Source organism: Gordonia sihwensis (genome assembly GCF_029632925.1).
GTDB classification, from domain to species: Bacteria; Actinomycetota; Actinomycetes; order Mycobacteriales; family Mycobacteriaceae; genus Gordonia; species Gordonia sihwensis.
Map to the genome: position 1 here is coordinate 1,122,249 of NZ_CP121248.1, position 18,481 is coordinate 1,140,729.

Genomic DNA, 18,481 nt, shown 5'->3' on the forward strand with positions numbered 1-18,481 from the left:
TCGGTGCATCTGGTGGTCGCCGCGCGGACCGCACCCAACAGAGCGGTCCGGTTCGGCGGCGAGCACGACGATCTCGACTCGCGTGGCCGCCGGGATGCGGCGGCGCTCGCATCGCGGCTGCCCCGGGCCGGACGGGTGATCGCCGGACCCGAGAGATCGGTGACGCAGACCGCACGCCTGGCGTGCGGTCTGTTCGGCGTCGACCCGCGACTGGCGTCGCTCGACGTCGGCCGCTGGCGGTCGACCGCGCCGGAGTCGGTCGACCCGGCGCAGTTGGGCGCCTGGTTCGGCGATCCCCTGTGGTCGGGCCACGGCGGTGAGTCGGTCGGCGCGTTCGTGGGTCGGATTCGCGGCGTTCTCGCCGCGCTCGCCGCGGGTGGGCCGGCGACGCTCGTGGTCGCGGGCCCGGTCGCACAGGCCGTGCTCTGCGAGGACGCCGCGAGCTTCTTTGCGGCCGACGTGTGCCCGGGCGGGCTGTACACGGTCACGCTCTGACGTCGCGGAGCAGGTGCGACGTCGATGTCAGAGGGCCGTGCGACCATCGGCCGCATGGACGAGAGTTGGAGCGGCGACGGCGCGGACGCGCACCTGGTGATTCCGGCGGACTGCATCGCCTGGTGCCGGAACCAGCCCTACGCCGAGACGGTTCTCGAGGATGTCGTCGAAGTGGATCTCGACTGGTGGAACGAGCGCCTGGCTCAGTGCGAGATCCCGGCGCAGGTCAGCGGGCGCGATGCGGACGGAACGCAGGTGTGGAAGGGCACCGCGTACCTGCGTCGGGGCGATCTCGAGCCGGGTGTGCACGGAATGGGCCTCGGTGACGAACCGGAACTCGATCGCCTGTACATGTGTGCCGCCTGGCTGGCCGAGCACCCGCTGCGCGGCGGTGTCCGCCGATTCGTCGACGTCCGGTCCGGGCGGGATGCGGGCACGCCGTTCGCCGCGGTCGAGCGTGCGCTCGTCGCCTGCCGGCGCGCTCCGGCACTGATCGACGCCGCGGCGTATCGGGACTGGTCGGGATGGCCGGTCGCTCCTGGTGTGGGCCACGTCCTGATGTCCCTGTACTGCTGGGCGATCCACTCCGGGGCACCCGACCGTCCGCAACTGCTGGATGCTGCCAGCGCCGGCAGTCTCACGTGGAACGGCTGGCTTGTCGCGTCGTCGGTGTCGCACTACTCCGTCCGCAGATACGTGCGGTACAACTCCCTGCTTCACCGCTGGGCCGCGCAGGCGGGCGTGGCGCCGGAACTGGTCGAGATGTGGCTCAATCGGCAGTGGCACAGTCGCCTGGCCGAGGCCGCCGTACGGGACGGATCGGCGCTGTGACGAGCCGGTCGACTGAGGGCGTCGACCTACCGGGTCGGTGACACGATGCGCTACCGTCAGACCTAAGTGAAACGTGTTCCAGTTTGGAGGCTTGATGTTCGAGTGGTCTGAGGAAGATGTGATGGTCCGCGACGCTGTGCGCGGCTTCATCGACAAGGAGGTCCGGCCCAATCTGGAGGGTCTGGAGTCGGGGTCGCTCCCGCCGTACGACATCCTCCGCAAGATGCTGGCGACCTTCGGGATGGACTCGATGAACGCCGAGAGCCTGGAGAAGGAGCTCGCAGCCGAGGAGGCGGGCGAGCCGCGATCCTCGGGCGGCGGATCGAACAGTCTCGCCAACTCGATGTTCCTGATCCTCAACATGGAGATGGCGGGGGTCAGCCTGGGCCTCATCGCGTCGATGGGCGTCTCACTGGGCCTGACGGTCTCGACGATCCGCAGCCGCGGCACCCTGGCGCAGAAGCGTCGCTGGCTTCCGGAGCTGGTGACGATGGAGAAGGTGGGGGCGTGGGCCATCACCGAGCCCGACAGCGGCTCGGACGCGCTCGGCGGGATGAAGACGACGGTGCGCCGCGACGGCGACGACTACATCCTCAACGGCAACAAGACCTTCATCACCAACGGCCCGTACGCCGACACCATGGTGGTCTTCGCCAAGCTCGACGAGGGCGACGGCACGCCGATGCGCGATCGCAAGGTGCTCACCTTCGTCCTCGACAAGGGCATGGAAGGACTCACCCAGGGCAAGCCGTTCAAGAAGATGGGCATGATGAGTTCGCCGACCGGTGAGCTGTTCTTCGACAACGTCCGGGTGGGCCGGGATCGTTTGCTCGGAGAGACCGAGGAGACCGGATCGGACAAGCGGGGCGGCGACAGCGCGAAGGCCGGATTCACCGCCGAGCGGATCGGCATCGCCGCGCTGTCCCTGGGCATCATCAACGAATGCCAGCGGCTCTCCATCGACTACGCCAAGACGCGCACCCTGTGGGGACAGGAGATCGGAAAGTTCCAGCTAATTCAGCTCAAGCTCGCGGAGATGGAGATCGCGCGGCTCAACGTGCAGAACATGCTCTTCGTCGCGATGGAGGCGGCCAAGGCCGGCAAGCCGCCGACACTGGCCCAGGCGTCCGCGATGAAGCTGTACTCCTCCCGGGCGGCGACCGAGGTCGCGATGGAGGCGGTGCAGCTCTTCGGCGGCAACGGCTACATGGCCGAGTACCGCGTGGAGCAGCTGGCGCGCGATGCGAAGTCGCTGATGATCTACGCCGGGTCGAACGAGATCCAGGTGACCCACGTGGCGAAGGGACTGCTGGCGCAGTAGGGCGCGCGACCGAACCACATCGACTCCGACCGATGCCCGCAGGGGAACCTGCGGGCATCGTCGTGTCCGGCGGGCGGTGCGCCGCCCTCCACTTCGTGCCGGCCGTCCTACGAACGGCCGATATGTCGCAGTTTTTGTGCTGGCAGCACGCAATTCGGGACGTATCGACAGCTCGATGAAGCGTTCGCCCTCGTCGGATCCATACATTTATCGGACGCTGTCGCGGCGCCCTCCCACCTGATCCCGCGCCGCGAATCGAGGAGGCTGTGTTGAAAACCAAGATCGTGCTGCGACGACTCGCAGCGGCAGGGGCGATCGCTGCGCTGGGCGCGGTCGGCGTGATGTCCGGATCGGGTGCGGCGGACGCCGACACCGTCGGTCCGGCGAAGGGCAGCAGCAGTGCCGTGAACTTCTCCCGCGAGATCAGCGGACTCAAACTGGTCGACGGCAAGGTGCCCAACGGAGAGGTCATCACCGTCACCAACCGGCTCGACCGCAAACTCGCATGGCTCATCTACTGGGTCAAGGACACGCACCCGACGTGCATGGAGGCCGTGCCCAACACCTCGGTGTGGAAGGTGAGCGGCAAGACCTACACGAACAATCCGAACGTCTCCGGCGCCATGAAGCCCGACGAGTTCTCCTCCGGTCCGGGATGGGCGAAGATCGACGCGCCCGCGGCCAACTCCTGGGAGAGCATCGCCTGGTCGCAGGACTACCTGCTCAAGTGCGACGTCGGGGTGCTGAACACCGGCGGACTGCAGTACTCGACCACCTGGGTGGGCGACAACGGCGACCATCCGAACGTCGGCCCGAACATCGAGGTGACGCGCGGCGTTCCCGGGATCTCGGTGAACCCGAAGGATGCGATGGCCGACAACGACGTCGAGATCACCGTCAAGAACCCCGACGGCCGCCCCGGCGACAAGGTGGTCCTCACCGCCGACGGCAAGTCGCTCGACGGTTGCGGCAACCTCGAGCTCGACGGTGACCGCCGCGTCAGCTGCACCTGGGTGCCGAAGAAGGCCGGGACCTACCCGCTGCGCGCCGTCATCTCCAGCGCAGAGCCGGTCACCGTGACCGAGAGCGTCTACGTCTCGGCCAGCCCGGCGAGCGGCAGTCTCGGTGGAAGCCTCGGCAGCGGAAGCGCCGGAATGGACACCGGAAGCATCTACACGGGCAGCCTCGGATGAGCGCGCATACCAACACCTCGAGAAAGCAGACGAACATGTCGACAATCAGACGGACAGTGGCGGTCGTGGGCAGTTGCGCGGCGGCTGCCGCGCTGGCGGGAATCGGCACCGGTGCGGCGGCCGCCGACACCGTCGGCCCCGTCAGCGGTGAGAACGACACCGTGAGTTTCCAACGATCGGTCGAGGGCGCCACCCTCGTCGACGGCAAGGTGAAGGTCGGTGACACGGTCACCATCACGAATCGGATCGACCGGAAGATGTTGTGGCTGGTGTACAGCGTGCGCGACAATCATCCGTCGTGCTTGCAGGCGGTGCCGAACACCTCCGTGTGGACGGTCTCGGGCGGGACCTACACGAACAATCCGGACGGTCCCGGGACCAAGAAGCCCAACGAGGTGACCTCCGGCGACGGCTGGGTGATGATCGATGCGACCGGTGGCGGTTCGTGGGAGGCCAAGCCGCTGATCTGGACGCAGGACTACGTGGTCACCTGCGCTCCTGGCACCCTGAACACGGGTGGTCTGCAATGGTCGACGACCAACGCGTTCGAGAAGAACAACAACAAGCCCGATGTCGGTCCGACCATCACGGTGGTCCCGGCGTCGTCGCCCGGTGGCGGGGACGGTTCCGGTGGAGACACCGGCAGCGGCGGCACGGGTTCCGGCGGTGACGGCTCGGGCGGCGAGGGCACGGGCGGTGCCGGCGGCAGTTCGGGGTCGGGTAGCTCCGGGTCCGGAAGCCTCGGGTCCGGCAGTCTCTCGAACCTCTTCGGATGATCAGGAGCAATCAGATGAGCAGACTCAACAGACCTGCGCTCGTCGCCCTGCTGTCGACGTCCGCGGCGATCATCGCAGGGACCACGGCGGCCGGGGCCGCGGGCGCGGAGACGATGACGCCGGTGACCGGCGGCAACGACACCGTCAGCTTCTCGCGGACGGTCGGGAGCGCGGCCTTGGTCGACGGCAAGGTGAAGGTCGGTGACACGGTCACCATCACGAATCGGATCGACCGCAAGTTGGGGTGGCTGGTGTACAGCGTGCGCGACAATCATCCGTCGTGCATGAAAGCGGTGCCGAACACCTCCGTGTGGACGGTCTCGGGCGGGACCTACACGAACAATCCGGACGGTCCCGGGACCAAGAAGCCGAACGAGGTGACCTCCGGCGACGGCTGGGTGATGATCGATGCGACCGGTGGCGGTTCGTGGGAGGCCAAGCCGCTGATCTGGACGCAGGACTACACGGTGGAGTGTGCGCCGGGCACGCTGAACACCGGCGGCCTGCAGTGGTCCACCACCAACGTGTTCGAGAAGAACAACAACCAGTCGAACGTGGGCCCGACCATCACCGTGGAAACACCCGCCCCCAAGACCGCGTCGGCCACGGCCGTGTCGGTGACGCCGGCGCCCAAGGCCGGTGAGACCTCGACTGTGAAGGCGACGGTCACGGCCGGCGGCAGCGGCGCCACCGGCGGCACGGTCGAATTCTTCAACAACGGCGCCTCGATCGGAACCGGGACCGTCGCCGCGGGAGTCGCGACGACGAACTGGAAGCCCGCCGCGGGTGGCGCCTACTCGCTGAAGGCGGTCTATTCGGGAACCGCGACCATCGAGGCGTCCAACGCGACGATCACGGGCACCGTCGCGGCAGCCGACCCCGAACCCGAACCCGGTGCGCCGGTGATCGCGGTCAACGGATCGCCCAAGGTCGGCACCGCAACCCCGGTCGTGGTGACGTCCGACGCATCCGAGGGCAGTGCGGTCACACTCACCGCGAACGGTGCCGCGATCTGCTCCGGGCTCGTCCTCGCGAACGGCAAAGCCACCTGTCAGTGGACTCCCACGACCGCCGGTGCCGTGGAGTTGAAGGCCGTGGTGGGCGCGAAGTCGTCGATAAGGAACCTGGTCGTCGAGGCCGCCGGCGGCGGCGACCCCGGTGACGGCGGAGGCGATCCGGGCGGTCCCGGTGACGGTGGCGACCCCGATCCCGGCACCGGCGGCGACGGCGGCAGCACGGGCAGCCTGGGCGGCGGCAGCCTCGGTGGCCTGTTCGGCGGGAGCCTCGGCGGGCTGTTCGGCGGCATCACCGACGCGGTCGGCAGCAGCAACTGAGCGACGCCGACCACCGATAGACACGAGTGCCCCGGACCATGAGGTCCGGGGCACCCGTACTCGAAGGGGAAGCCTCAGGCGTCGACGGTGGCGGCGACCTTCCGGTAGTCCAGGAAGGCGTCGTCGACCTCGCCCTTGCGAAGCTGCTTGACGTCGGCGGAGACCGCCATGGTCATGGTCCACGGGCTCTGTGTGCCCTGCTTCGGCAGACGGTCGAGGGCCCGCTTGACGTATCCGGCGCCGAAATCGAGCAGCGGCCGGGTCTCCATGCCGGGATCGGCCACCGGCCGCACCGAGCTGTAGCCGCCCTGGTCCATGTGGGTCAGCATGCGGCAGAAGTACTCGCACAGCAGGCCGATCTTCAGCGTCCACGACGAGTTCGTGTAGCCGATCGCCAGCACCCAGTTGGGCACGCCGGACAGCATCACGCCACGGTAGGCGACGGTCTCGGACAGGTCGATCGGCTCGCCGTCGCGGCTGAGCTCCATCCCGCCGAACAACTGCAGGTTGAGACCGGTGGCCGTGACGATGATGTCGGCCTCGAGCACCTGACCGGACTCGAGTTCGATGCCGTCGGCGACGAACCGCTTGATCCGGCCGGTCTCGATGGACGCGGTGCCCTTCTTGATCGCCTTGAACAGGTCGCCGTCCGGGACCACGCACAGCCGCTGGTCCCACGGGTTGTACGGCGGGTTGAAGTGGGTGTCCAGGTCGTAGTCGCGGGGGAGGAGCGCCGCATTGGAGGCGCGGATGACCCTGCGCGCGACGCTCGGGTAGCGCTGGCAGAACTGGTACACCAGCTTCTGCTGGAAGATGTTCTTCTGACGGCTCAGCCGGTAGCCGCGCTCGGCGCCGAGCGTCTTCTTGAGCGCGTTGGAGATGGCGTCCTCGCGGGGAAGCGGGATCACGTAGGTCGGCGTGCGCTGGAGCATCGTGACGTGGGCGGCATCGCCCGCCATCGAGGGGACCAGGGTGACGGCGGTGGCGCCGGACCCGATGACGACGACCTTCTTGCCCCGGTAGTCGAGATCCTCGGGCCAGTGCTGCGGATGGACGATCTGCCCCGCGAAGTCGTCGCTGCCTGCGAACTCCGGAGTGAAGCCCTCGTCGTAGTTGTAGTAGCCGGTGCCCGCGAACACCCAGCGGGTCTTGACCTCGGAGGTCTCGCCCGTGTCGTTGTGCTTGACGGTCAGGGTCCACAACTGCTCGGCCTCGGACCAGTCGGCCGACACCGCGCGGCGGTTGAACGCGATCTTCGACTCCAGGCGGTCCTCGGCGACGGCCTCACGCAGGTAGTCGAGGATGCGGGGTGCGTCGGCGATGGCCTGGGGATCGCGCCACGGCTTGAACTCGTACCCGAATGTGTTGAGATCGGAGTCGGAGCGGATACCGGGGTACCGGAACAGATCCCAGGTACCGCCGATGGAGTCGCGTGATTCGAGGATCACGAAGCTCTTTCCGGGATGCTCGGTGGTGAGGTAGTGCGCGGCGCCGATTCCGGAGATGCCTGCGCCGAGGACGACGACGTCGAGCGGCTGCTCGCTCAAAATCGAGTCGGCGGTGGCCGATGTGCCCGTCGATTCGGTGGTCATGGTGTTCCTTCTCGTCAGGAGGGCTGAACCTTCGATACCAATGATCGTTGTAACCGTCGATGAAAAGCAAGGATGAATCGCACCAGCATGGCCGCAGTCGGAGTGCATAATCAACCATATGGCGTCTGACGAGGCAGAACTGGCCGAGCCCAGTCGCGAGGTGGCCGACCTCATCCGGGCCGGGGTGGAGACGGTTCTGAACGCTCCGCCCGAATGGATCGCCGATATGAACCACGCCGCGATGCACCCCGCCGGGATGGAGCGCGTCCTCGTGGATGCGGATCTGCGAGAGGTCGCCCTGCGGATCAACGAGGGCAATCTCAACCACTGGGCTCGAAGCAACCTGGCCGATCCCGGCGCACGGGTGAGCGTCAACCTCAACGAGGAGACGATCGGCTTCGTCCGCGATCTGGTCAGGCGCGGATTCGACGCCGGTGCGCTCGACTCGTTCCGCACCGCGCAGAACACCGCCTGGCGGCTCTGGATGCAGATCTGCTTCGGTCTGACCTCGGACGCGAGACTGCTGCGGGAGCTTCTCGAGGTGACCTCGGTCTCGATCGCCACCTTCATCGACGACACGGTGGCCGAACTGACGCACCAGATCGACGTCGCCCGCGCCGAACTCGCGGGCGACAACCACGCCCAGCGGCGTGCTGCGGTCGCGCTGATCCTGGAGGGTGCGCCGATCGCACCGGCCCGCGCCGACCTCGCTCTCCGATATTCGATCGAAGGACCGCAGTCGGCGATGGTGATCTCCGGGGACGCCGGGCTGGCACCCGACGATCTGGAGGCCGCCTGCGAGGCGATCATGGTCGCCTCCGGCGTCGGTCGCCGTCTCACCGTCCTGGCCGGGGCCTCGGAACTGTGGGTGTGGCTGCCGACCGATCGGCTGGTGATGGACGCGGCCCTCGCGGCGCACCCGCATGTACGGGTGACGGCCGGCTCGCCCGGCGCGGGTCGAGAGGGGTTCCGCCGCAGCCACTTCGAAGCACTCGAAGGACAGCAACTGCTGACCAGGCTCGGCTCGACGGCGCGGTTCGCCGCATACGACGATCTCGCGTTGCTGGCGGCGATGACGCGCGATCTGACACGGCTGGACGCCTTCGTCGCGCACACCCTCGGCGATCTGGCGTCCGCCGACCGCGGTCTCCACGAATCGGTTCGGATGTGGTTCGCCTGTCAGTGCAACGCGAGCGCGGCCGCCGCACGCCTGTACACGCATCGCAATACCGTGGTCCGGCATGTGGCGCGTGCCCAGGAGTTGCTGCCGCGGCCGCTGGAGACGAACGCCGTCGCCGTGGCGGCGGCGCTCGAAGCGCTGCGGTGGCGCGAGTAGGGGCGCGGCGGGTCAGACGTCGGCGAGGACGTCGTCCGTCTGATGAGTGAACGGCTCCTTGGACCGGCTCAGCTCCACCGCGCGGGTGAACTCGGCATCGATCTCCGGGTCCGCGCGGAAGGTCAGCAGGCTGACGACCACGGTGACGATCAGGCTGGCGGCGAAGCCCGGGATGATCTCGTAGAGGTCCTCGCTCAGCGAGGTCTGACCCCACACGTAGGCGACGACCGCGCCCGCGACGATGCCCGACAGGACTCCGACGGTGCTGACCCGACGCCAGTACAGGCAGAGGATCACCGCCGGGCCGAAGGCCGACCCGAAGCCCGCCCAGGCGAAGGCGACCAGATCCAGGATGCTGTTCGACGGCGAGATCGCCAGCAGCGCGGCGATCACCGCGATCGTCAGAACGCCGAGACGGCCGAGCATGACGTAGGTCTTGTCGGTGAGTTCACGGCCCCTGCCGGTCTTCTCGGCGACCAGCTTGTACAGATCCTCCACCAGAGCCGACGAGCAGACGACGAGCTGGGACGAGATGGTGGACATGATGGCCGCGAGCACGGCGGCCAGCACCAGGCCCGCGATGAAGGGGTGGAACAGCAGCTGCGACAGCGACAGGAACACGGTCTCGGCGTCTTTCGGGGCCTGCGCGGTGTGCTCGGCGAAGTAGGCGATGCCGACCAGTGCGGTGCCGACGGCGCCGAGCGCGCACAGCAGCATCCAGCCGATGCCGATTCGGCGGGCGACACCGGCCTCGGACGGGGACCGCAGCGCCATGAAACGCACGATGATGTGCGGCTGCCCGAAGTAGCCCAGGCCCCACGCGGCCGCCGAGATGATGCCGATGACGGTGGTCCCGGCGAAGAAGCTCAGACCGTTGTCCATGGCGGCGTTCACTCCGTCGATGGTGGCGCCGACGCCGCCCAGGTCGATGATGCCGATGATCGGAACCGCCAGAAGCGCGACCACCACCAGCAGCCCCTGCGCCACGTCGGTGAGCGACGCGCCGAGGAACCCGCCGAACAGCGTGTACAGCATGGTGATGCCGGCGACGATCAGCATGCCCGCGGTGTAGTCGACCCCGAAGGAACTGTCGAAGAACTTGCCGGAGGCGACCATGCCGCTGGAGACGTAGAACGTGAAGAACACCAGGATGATGACGCCGCAGGTGATCCGGAGGATGCGCGAGTCGTCGTGCAATCGCGATTCGAAGAAGCTCGGAATCGTGATCGAGTCACCTGCCACCTGCGTGTATGCGCGCAGTCGCGGCGCGACCAGCTTCCAGTTGGTCCACGCGCCGATCAGCAGTCCGATCATGATCCAGGACGCCGAGAGGCCGGAGAGATACATCGCGCCCGGCAGGCCCATCAGCAGCCAACCCGACATGTCCGACGCACCCGCGCTGAGTGCGGCGACCCACGGCTTGAGGCCGCGGCCGGCGAGCATGTAATCGTCCAGACTGTTCCGCGTGCGGCGGTACGCGTACCAGCCGATGCCGAGCATGGCTGCGAAGTACAGCGCGACCGCGACCAGCTGGATGGTCTTCTCGTCGGGCGCGACGGTCATAGGTCATCTCCTAGAGGTGGGTTCAGCCGGAAGCAACACACGCGTCAAATGTGACACAGGTCTCCCGCTCACGACGATTCTTCCCGGTGACCGGCCCGGCAAAGCATGTGGGGACGTACAAGATGTACGTCCCCACATTGTGGCGATCTATGAAGACTTGAGGTCTTCGGCCAATTCGACGAAGGCGCGGTCGAGGTTCCCGAATCGATGCAGGGTCATCGAGACCGACTGCTCGGCGAGCCAGTACCGCAGTTCGACGCGTCCGGACGCGGTGACGGTGTCGTCGAGCACCGCGAGTTCGGGCCGTCCGAGGGTGAGATCGCGCAGTGCCGGTGTCGCCGGAGAATCCAGGCGGACACGGGCGATGCCGGCCCGTCCGATCCGGTCGACGAAGGCCCGGTCGTCGCGGGCGGGATCGACCGGCACGCCCAGCGCCGCCGCGGCGTCGAGCACCGCGCGCAGATCGTCGCCGATGTCCGGCGCCGGTGCCGCCACCACGCGCGCACCGCTCCGGTGCGCGGCCGCCAGCAGTCGTGCCACCTTGGCGGGCGTCGACTCCGCCGTCACCCGCAGCGCCACCGCAGCGGGGCGATAGCGGAAGATGTTCGCCTCGCCGGCCAGGCCCGTCTCGTCGCGCGGCGTCCCGAACTCGGCGGCCCACGCGGTGTCGTCGTCGCTCACCGCCGCTCGCAGCCATGCCGTCTCGCCGGCGGTGAGCACCGGCGAGACCGAGTCGACGAAGGCGCCGACCTCGGCGAGCGCGGCCGGTGCGGCGTCGGGCAGGCAGTCGCGGTCGGTCCACGATCCCATGAGCATCAGGTAATTGGGACCGCCCGCCTTGGAACCCAGACCCACCGACGACCGCTTCCACCCGCCGAAGGGCTGCCTGCGGACGATCGCGCCGGTGATGCCGCGGTTGACGTAGACGTTTCCCGCCTCGACGCGGTCGATCCACGAGCGGACCTCGCGCGGCTCGAGGGAGTGCAGACCCGCGGTGAGTCCGAAGTCGGTGGCATTCTGCAACTCGATGGCCTCGTCGAGCGTCTCGGCGCGCATCAGTCCGAGAACCGGTCCGAAGCACTCGGTGCGGTGGAAGAACGATCCGGGCGCCACACCGTCCTTGATTCCCGGTGACCACAGTCGGTCGTCGATCCGCCGCGGCTTCAGGAGCCAGCGTTCGCCCGGCTCGAGGGTGGTCAGGGCCCGCAGCAGCTTATCGCTCGGATCCTCGGTGAGCGGTCCGACGGTGGCCGAGAGGTTGGTGGGCCAGTCGACGACGAGTGAGGCGGCCGCGTCCACCAACTGACGGCGGAACCGCTCCGAGGAGTACGTGCTGCCGACGAGGATCGCCAGCGACGCCGCCGAGCACTTCTGGCCCGCGTGGCCGAAAGCGCTGTGGACCAGATCGGCGATGGCGAGGTCGCGATCGGCGGACGGGGTGATGATCAGCGCGTTCTTACCGGAGGTCTCGGCGTTGATCCGTAGGTCCGGACGCCAGGACGCGAACAGGGCCGCGGTCTCGGAGGCACCGGTGAGCACGACGCGGTCGACGTCGGGATGACTGATCAGTCGTCGCCCGGCCGGGCCCTCGTCGGGAAACACTCCCTGGCACGCCTCGCGCGGAACACCTGCCTCCCAGAGGGCTTCGAGAATGGCCATCGAGCAGTGCGGTGTCGGCTTCGACGGCTTGTGGATCACCGCTGCGCCGGCGGCCAGGGCGGCGAAGGTGCCGCCCGCGGGGATCGCGATCGGGAAGTTCCACGGCGGTGTCACCACGATCACCCGGTCCGGAGTGAAGGCGGCCGCGGCGACCTCGTCCAGTTCCAGTGCTCGATGCGCGTAGTAGCGGGCGAAGTCGATGGCTTCGGAGATCTCGGGATCGGACTGGGCGACGGTCTTGCCCGCCTCGGCCGCGGCCAGTGAGACGAGGTGTCCGCGCCGGCGGGAGAGGATGTCCGCGGTGCGGTAGAGGATCGCTGCGCGGTCGGCGGCCGGGCGTGCGCTCCACTGTGCGGCAGCCGACCGGGCGCGCTCGACCAGCGCGTCCACCTCGTCCTCGGCGATCGCGTCGGGAACGGGCTGGGAGGCGAGCCACTGCGGTGTCGCGGTGGCGAGCGCGTCGCGCGCCCATCGCTGATTGGCGGGCAGGGCGGCGTTGGTGTCCGGTTCGTTCGCGAAGGCCGGAAGCGGCAGTGCCGGATCGAGGGCCGTCTCAGCGGACTGGTCGAGTGTCCGGTCCTGCCGGTCGTTCGGCAGGGGAGGCGCGTAGCCGTCGGTGGTGAGGATGCGGCCGAGTTCGGCGAGCGCATCGCGGAACCGCCCCGACTCCCGGTGATAGATCGCACTTCCGGGCGCGAGGTCGAAGATGCCCGACATGAAGTTCTCGGGCGCGGCGTTCTCCTCGAGACGCCGTACCAGGTACGAGATCGCGACGTCGAATTCCTTCGGTTTCACCGTCGGCACGTACAGCAGCAGCCGGCCGACGTCGGCGCTGAGGACGTCGGCCTGCTCGGTCGCCATGCCCTGCAGCATCTCGAACTCGACGCGGTCGGACACGCCGCGGCGATCGGCCAGCAGATGGGCGAAGGCGATGTCGAACAGATTGTGCCCGGCCACACCGACGCGCAGGCCCCGCATGTGATCCCTGTTGAGCAGCCAGTGCAGCACGAGTTTGTAGTTGGCATCGGTCGCGGTCTTCGACGAGCAGGTCACCTGGGGCCATCCGGCCACCTCGGCGTGCACCGACTCCATGGCGAGGTTGGCGCCCTTCACCAGCCGGACCTTGATCCCCGCGCCGCCGGCCGCCACCCGGGCGGCGGCGAAGTCCGACAGACGCTGCATCGCGCCGAGTGCGTCCGGCAGGTAGGCCTGCAGCACGATCCCCGCTTCGAAGTGCTTGAGTTCGGGGAGGCTCAGGAGCCGGGTGAACACCTCGATGGTGAGTTCCAGATCGCGGTATTCCTCCATGTCGAGGTTGATGAACTTGGTGCCCGCGGGCGCGGCGGCGGCCTGGAGATACATCGGCGTCAGTCGGTCGATGATGTACTGCGCCGTCTCCTCGAACGCCCACATCGAGATCTGGGAGGCGACGGAGGAGACCTTGATCGAGACGTAGTCGACGTCATCGCGCCGCAGCAATGCCCGCGCGTCCGCGAGATGGTTGTCGGCCTCGGCGTCACCGAGCACGGCCTCGCCCAGCGGGTTGATGTTGAGCCGATGGCCGCTCTCGCGGAGCTTGGCGACCGCCCGGCGGAAGGGCCGCTCACGGGCGTCGACGATCATGTGCCCGACCATCGAACGCATCCGTGCGCGCGCGGCGGGGATGACCACCCCGGGCAGCCTCTCGGCCAGGACGCCGCCGGCCTTGATCTGCAAGCGGTCCCAAGCGCCCAGCGTGGCCGGGGTGCTCGCCGCGAGTTCGGCGAGCGCCTGTGCGGCCGCCTTCTGGTCCTCGGTGCCGATCACCCGGTCGACGAAACCGACGGTGAAGTCGAGCCCGCGCGGATCAGACAGGACCGAGGCGAGACGGCGAGCGGACGCATGCGGCTCGGTCTGCGCCGCCGCGGCGGCGCGCAGCCAGTCGGTGACGAGTTTCTCGGAGGAGTCGGCGAGCTCGTTCAGTTCGGTGAACACTTCGGTGGGCGCCGGAATCGGGTCGGCGGCGTGTGCGGTGGTCATGATGCCAGTACACGTCGGCGCGCCGCGGCGGTCGTCGGACAATACTACGAACGATCACGTGGTTTCTTGTACGATTCTCCAGCTGACCTGACAGACTCTACTGCCATGACCACTGGTGACGAGGATTCCGGAGTGACGAGCGACGAGGTGTCGGCGACGCATCCGTCGGTGCTCCTCCGAGACGTCGTCTCGGCCCTCGACACCGCCGTGGCACACGTCCTCGCCGACGCCGATCCGGAACGGCGGATCACCTCGGTGTCGATGATCGATGCCGACGATCTGGCCGGCGGTCTCGATGCGCCGACGGACGCGGTGCTTCTGGTGGGACTCGGCACCGGCGCGGTCCTCGAGTGGATGCGGGGGCGCCACACGGAGGGGAGGCCCGCCGAGGGGCCGCGTGTGGTCTTCACCAAGGCGAATCCGTCCGGGTTGGCAGAGGTCGCCGCGCGGGCGGGGGTGGCCGTGGTGGTGGTCGATGCCCGGGCGCGGTGGGACCGGGTGCTCACGACGGTGCAGGGATGTCTGGACCGGGTCCGGGACGATGACCCCGCGGCCCTGACGCCGCCCGTCGACGTCGATCTCTTCGGTCTGGTGGCGCTGGTCGCGAACGGTACCGGGGGACTGGTGTCCATCGAGGACGCGACCAGTGCGCGGGTCCTCGCGTACTCGCCGTCAAAGGGCGAGGCCGACGACTTGCGGGTGCAGACGATCCTCGGCCGGGCCGGGCCGCCCGCGTACTTGGATCTGCTTCGTCGCTGGGGTGTGTTCGACGCGATTCGCCGCGGCGGCGAGGTGGTCGACGTGCCCGAGCATCCGGAGCAGGCCATGCGCCGCCGCCTCGTCGTCGGCGTCCACGCCCGATCCGGCAGGCATCTCGGCTCCATCTGGGTGCAGGAGGGCGCCCGACCGCTGGCCGACGACTCCGCCGACGTGATGCGCGGGGCCGCCGCCATCGCCGCGCGCATCCTGACCCGCGAGATGCGTGCGCCGTCCACGGAGGGCCAGTTGGTGCAGCGTCTGTTCGGTGCGCACGGGGGCATCGACGTCTCGTCGGCGGGCGCGTACCTGCGGTGGCCGGTGGACGAGGCCGTCGCGGTGATCGGGATCGCGCCCACCGGCGGCGACCAGGCCGTCTACGAGGACGCGATGGCCGCAGTCGGCGGTGCGCTCCGGCTGCACGCCAGCGCCTTCGCCGCCGCGGCCGTCACCACGGTGCTCGACGGTCGCGCGTACCTGCTGCTGCCGGCGGTCAACACGGCCGCGATCATGCGTTGGGTCGGCGGACTCGTCACGAAGTTCGACGGGGACGCGGCGCTGGCGGGCGCGGTGCTGCACGCCGCGGTGGTCAGCCCGCTCGCCGGGCTGGCCGACGTTCCTGCCGGGCGGGCCGAAGTGGACCGGGTGCTCACGGCCACCGCATCGGCTCCGGGTGCAGCGCGGGTGACGAGTCTGGCCGAATCACGGACCGCGGTGCTGCTCGGCGAGATCCTCGACGTGGTCGCCGCGCGCGAGGACCTCCTGGACCCGCGGGTGGCCGCGCTGGCGGACTACGACCGCAAGCACTCCGCCGACCTGGTGGCGACCGTTCAGGCCTATCTCGACGCGCACGGCAACGTGCGCGATGCGGCCGCCGCGGTGGGCGTGCACGCGAACACCCTGCGCTATCGGATCGAGCGGGCCCAGCAGCTCTCGGGCCTGCGCCTGGAGGACCGGGACGACCGGCTCCTCACCACCATCCAGCTCGCGCTGCTCCGCACCGCCGTCCGCCGCTGATCCGCTCTCAGGCGAACGACAGGAACAGCTTCTCCATCTTGGCCTGATCGACGCTGTCCGGGCCCTCGGTGCTGATGCAGTGGATCAGGCCCGTGGAGACCAGGGCGTAGCCGCTGCGCGCCAGCGCCTTGTCGACCGCGGCGAGCTGGGTCAGGGCATCCTCGCATTCGGCACCCTCTTCGAGCATGCGGATCACGGTCGCCAGATGGCCATGGGCGCGTCGCAGCCGCGTGAGCACCGGTTTGAGCTTCTCGTCGGGTAGTTGCATGTCGACTCCTCTCGTCGCATCGATTATTGCATAACCCCCTGGGGGGATGTACGGTCTCCCACTAACCCCCAGGGGGATACGGAGGAGGACGAATGACATGAGAAGTGAAGAACTGGAACCGACGCGGGCGTCCGCCGCGTCCGTGGGCGCGGTGGAGCCGCGGCCCGGGCCGCTCGGTCGGCTCGGCGTCTGGGTGAGTGCCCACGGCCGCTTGGTCGCGGCGGCGTGGATCCTGATCGTCATCGGGCTCGGCGTCTTCGCACCGTCGGTGGAGAAGAGTCTCTCCGGCGCCGGCTGGCAGGCACAGGGGTCCGACTCGGTCGCGGCCCGCGATCTGGCGGTCGCGCACTTCGGCGGGAACGCGTCGTCGGCCATCCAGGTGGTCGTGACGGGCCAGCGGTCCCTCACCGAGGGTGATGGGCCGGAGGTGATCGCCGCTGTCGGCGACATCCTGCGCGCCGACGGACGGATCAGCCAGGTGATCGAGCCGACGCCGGGGGCCACCCTCTCCGCCGACGGCCGGACGGCGATCGTGATCGGCGGTGCGGGCGCGGACACCAACGAGATGGTGCGCGCGGCGACCGATCTGTCGCCCCCACTCGAGGCCCTCTCACGCGACGGCGTTCAGGTGGCGCCCACGGGTGCGTCGGTGATGTGGTCGGATTTCAACAAGGCCAACCTCGAGGCGATGCTGACCTCCGAGATGATCTCATTCCCGGTGACGCTCTTCATCCTGGTGGTGGCGTTCGGTGCGCTCGTCGCCGCCGGGCTGCCGTTGCTGCTGACGATCGCCGGTCTCGTCGCGTCGGCGGGAATTCTGGTGCTGGTGAACGCCGTTGTCCCGGTGTCGATCTGGGCGATGAACTTCGCGATGATGTTCTCCCTCGCCCTGGGCATCGACTACGCGCTGTTCCTCGTCGTCCGGTTCCGGGCGGCACGGATGGGACAGCGACTGCCGATGCGGGCCGCGATCGCTCAGACCATGGATACGGCGGGCAAGGCGGTCCTGCTCTCGGGCGCGACCGTGCTGGTGTCGCTGTCCGCCGTGATGCTGGTGCCGTCACCGTCGTTCCGGTCGATGGCGGGCGGGATCATGATCTCGGTCGTGTTCATCCTCGCGGCCACCCTCACCCTGTTGCCACTGGTGCTCTCGAAGCTCGATCACCGCATCGACAAACTGCCGCTGCCGTGGGTCAAGGCGGGCGAACACCGTTCGCCGCGGTTCGAGGCGTGGGCGCAACGACTGTGGCGGCACCCGCTGCGGTGGGGAGCGGCGGCCCTGGCGATCCTGGTGGTCCTGGCGATCCCGCTGGTGGGCCTGACCACCGCCATGCCGTCGATCAAGGTGCTCCCGGAAGACGCCAGTGCCCGCGTCGGCTACCACCGCGTGCAGGAGGCTTTCGGTCCGGGAGCGCCGGGCATGCTGACCGTCATCGCACCCGCGGCGGTCGCCGACGAGGCGCGCACGGTGCTGGCGGACGATCCGGGAATCGCGGCCGCGACCCCGCCGGCCGCACCGTCCGACGGCGTCGACTACCGGATGATCCAGGCCGTGCCGACCGTCGATCCGTCGGACCCGGAACTGGCGCAGACCGTCGACCGGTTGCGCGCCGGCCTGCCCGCCGGGGTGCTCGTGGGCGGTGCCGCAGTAGAGAATCTGGACCTGAAGGCGCAACTCGACCGGAGCACTCCGGTGGTGATCGCGGTGGTCTTGGCGCTCGGATTCCTGCTACTGCTGTTCGCGCTGGCGGCGCCGCTCATCTCCTTCCTCGGAACGCTGGTCAGTCTCCTCTCGACCGCGGCGGCGTTCGGCGTGGCGCGGTTGGTGTTCCAGGACGGACTCGGTGCCGGACTGTTCGGCTTCGAGTCGCAGGGCTTCCTGGACGCCTGGGCGCCGGTGTTCTTCTTCGCGATGATCTTCGCCATCGCGATGGACTACACGGTGTTCCTGCTCGCCTCCGCCAAGGAGCACTGGGAACGTGACGGCGATGCGAGGTCGGCGATGGTGGGCGCGGTGGCGCACTCGGGGCGGGTGATCTTCGCCGCGGGCGGAGTCATGGTGGCGGTGTTCTTCACCTTCGCCCTGTCCGGACCGCTGCCTCCGAAGGAGATGGGAGTGATCCTCGGCGTCGCGGTGCTGCTGGACGCCTTCCTGATCCGGCTGGTGCTGCTGCCGGTGCTGCTGCGGCTGACCGGACGGGCGGCCTGGTGGACGCCGGCCTGGCTGCGGAAGGTGCTCCCGACCGTGAGTTTCGCTCACGACTGATCGACTCCACCGACATCGGTCGATCCGCACGGCTGCGGTCCCGTACCGCCCCGGT

Annotated in this window: 13 protein-coding genes; 9 read left to right on the top strand and 4 right to left on the bottom strand. The window is 68.8% G+C overall.

Going from position 1 to position 18,481, the window contains the following annotated elements:
• Positions 1–3 precede the first annotated feature (3 nt).
• The 6 genes from P5P27_RS05350 (at position 4) to P5P27_RS05375 (ending at position 5,950) form a co-directional block, all read left to right on the top strand.
• Positions 4–495, top strand: a complete 492-nt coding sequence (locus tag P5P27_RS05350; protein WP_006896508.1) for a histidine phosphatase family protein — start codon at positions 4–6, stop codon at positions 493–495.
• Positions 496–519: 24 nt separating this feature from the next.
• A complete protein-coding gene (locus P5P27_RS05355; protein WP_006896507.1) occupies positions 520–1,326 on the top strand; it encodes an 8-oxoguanine DNA glycosylase OGG fold protein in 807 nt (268 codons plus the stop codon).
• A gap of 94 nt (positions 1,327–1,420) precedes the next feature.
• Entirely contained in the window at positions 1,421–2,647 is a 1,227-nt protein-coding gene (locus tag P5P27_RS05360; protein WP_006896506.1) for an acyl-CoA dehydrogenase family protein, read from the top strand.
• A 266-nt stretch (positions 2,648–2,913) separates the two neighbouring features.
• Complete coding sequence (locus P5P27_RS05365) at positions 2,914–3,840, top strand: hypothetical protein (RefSeq protein ID WP_006896505.1); 927 nt, start codon at positions 2,914–2,916, stop codon at positions 3,838–3,840.
• Positions 3,841–3,875: 35 nt separating this feature from the next.
• A complete protein-coding gene (locus P5P27_RS05370) occupies positions 3,876–4,616 on the top strand; it encodes a hypothetical protein (protein ID WP_039867447.1) in 741 nt (246 codons plus the stop codon).
• 14 nt (positions 4,617–4,630) lie between these two features.
• Positions 4,631–5,950, top strand: coding sequence for an Ig-like domain-containing protein (locus P5P27_RS05375; protein WP_006896503.1), 1,320 nt, complete (start codon positions 4,631–4,633; stop codon positions 5,948–5,950).
• Positions 5,951–6,024: 74 nt separating this feature from the next.
• Here the strand turns inward: P5P27_RS05375 and P5P27_RS05380 are convergent, their stop codons facing one another.
• Positions 6,025–7,542, bottom strand: a complete 1,518-nt coding sequence (locus P5P27_RS05380) for a flavin-containing monooxygenase (protein ID WP_006896502.1) — start codon at positions 7,540–7,542, stop codon at positions 6,025–6,027.
• 118 nt (positions 7,543–7,660) lie between these two features.
• On the opposite strand from P5P27_RS05380, the gene P5P27_RS05385 reads away from it, so the two are divergent.
• On the top strand, positions 7,661–8,878 hold the full coding sequence (locus P5P27_RS05385) for a PucR family transcriptional regulator (protein WP_278126757.1): 1,218 nt from the start codon (positions 7,661–7,663) through the stop codon (positions 8,876–8,878).
• Between the two features lie 12 nt (positions 8,879–8,890).
• Here P5P27_RS05385 and putP read toward each other — a convergent pair whose 3' ends face one another.
• Positions 8,891–10,441, bottom strand: a complete 1,551-nt coding sequence (gene putP, locus P5P27_RS05390; protein ID WP_006896500.1) for a sodium/proline symporter PutP — start codon at positions 10,439–10,441, stop codon at positions 8,891–8,893.
• A gap of 147 nt (positions 10,442–10,588) precedes the next feature.
• Positions 10,589–14,119: a bifunctional proline dehydrogenase/L-glutamate gamma-semialdehyde dehydrogenase gene (locus tag P5P27_RS05395; protein ID WP_278126760.1), complete on the bottom strand. Its 3,531-nt coding sequence runs from the start codon at positions 14,117–14,119 to the stop codon at positions 10,589–10,591.
• A gap of 105 nt (positions 14,120–14,224) precedes the next feature.
• Between P5P27_RS05395 and P5P27_RS05400 the strand changes: the two genes are divergently transcribed.
• Positions 14,225–15,892, top strand: a complete 1,668-nt coding sequence (locus P5P27_RS05400; protein WP_278126762.1) for a PucR family transcriptional regulator — start codon at positions 14,225–14,227, stop codon at positions 15,890–15,892.
• A gap of 7 nt (positions 15,893–15,899) precedes the next feature.
• On the opposite strand, the gene P5P27_RS05405 is transcribed toward P5P27_RS05400, so the two are convergent.
• The gene (locus P5P27_RS05405) at positions 15,900–16,160 is read right to left on the bottom strand and encodes a metal-sensitive transcriptional regulator (protein ID WP_006896497.1); all 261 of its coding nucleotides are present in this window, start codon (positions 16,158–16,160) and stop codon (positions 15,900–15,902) included.
• Positions 16,161–16,257: 97 nt separating this feature from the next.
• On the opposite strand from P5P27_RS05405, the gene P5P27_RS05410 reads away from it, so the two are divergent.
• Positions 16,258–18,426 carry an MMPL family transporter gene (locus P5P27_RS05410; protein WP_278126765.1) on the top strand — a complete coding sequence of 723 codons (2,169 nt, stop codon included), beginning with the start codon at positions 16,258–16,260 and terminating at the stop codon, positions 18,424–18,426.
• The last annotated feature ends 55 nt before the right edge of the window (positions 18,427–18,481 follow it).

Coding starts and splice junctions, on each gene's coding strand:
- P5P27_RS05355 (WP_006896507.1), top strand. CDS start 520: ATGTCAGAGGGCCGTGCGACCATCGGCCGCATGGACGAGAGTTGGAGC.
- P5P27_RS05360 (WP_006896506.1), top strand. CDS start 1,421: ATGTTCGAGTGGTCTGAGGAAGATGTGATGGTCCGCGACGCTGTGCGC.
- P5P27_RS05370 (WP_039867447.1), top strand. CDS start 3,876: ATGTCGACAATCAGACGGACAGTGGCGGTCGTGGGCAGTTGCGCGGCG.
- P5P27_RS05375 (WP_006896503.1), top strand. CDS start 4,631: ATGAGCAGACTCAACAGACCTGCGCTCGTCGCCCTGCTGTCGACGTCC.
- P5P27_RS05380 (WP_006896502.1), bottom strand. CDS start 7,542: ATGACCACCGAATCGACGGGCACATCGGCCACCGCCGACTCGATTTTG.
- P5P27_RS05385 (WP_278126757.1), top strand. CDS start 7,661: ATGGCGTCTGACGAGGCAGAACTGGCCGAGCCCAGTCGCGAGGTGGCC.
- putP (WP_006896500.1), bottom strand. CDS start 10,441: ATGACCGTCGCGCCCGACGAGAAGACCATCCAGCTGGTCGCGGTCGCG.
- P5P27_RS05395 (WP_278126760.1), bottom strand. CDS start 14,119: ATGACCACCGCACACGCCGCCGACCCGATTCCGGCGCCCACCGAAGTG.
- P5P27_RS05400 (WP_278126762.1), top strand. CDS start 14,225: ATGACCACTGGTGACGAGGATTCCGGAGTGACGAGCGACGAGGTGTCG.
- P5P27_RS05405 (WP_006896497.1), bottom strand. CDS start 16,160: ATGCAACTACCCGACGAGAAGCTCAAACCGGTGCTCACGCGGCTGCGA.
- P5P27_RS05410 (WP_278126765.1), top strand. CDS start 16,258: ATGAGAAGTGAAGAACTGGAACCGACGCGGGCGTCCGCCGCGTCCGTG.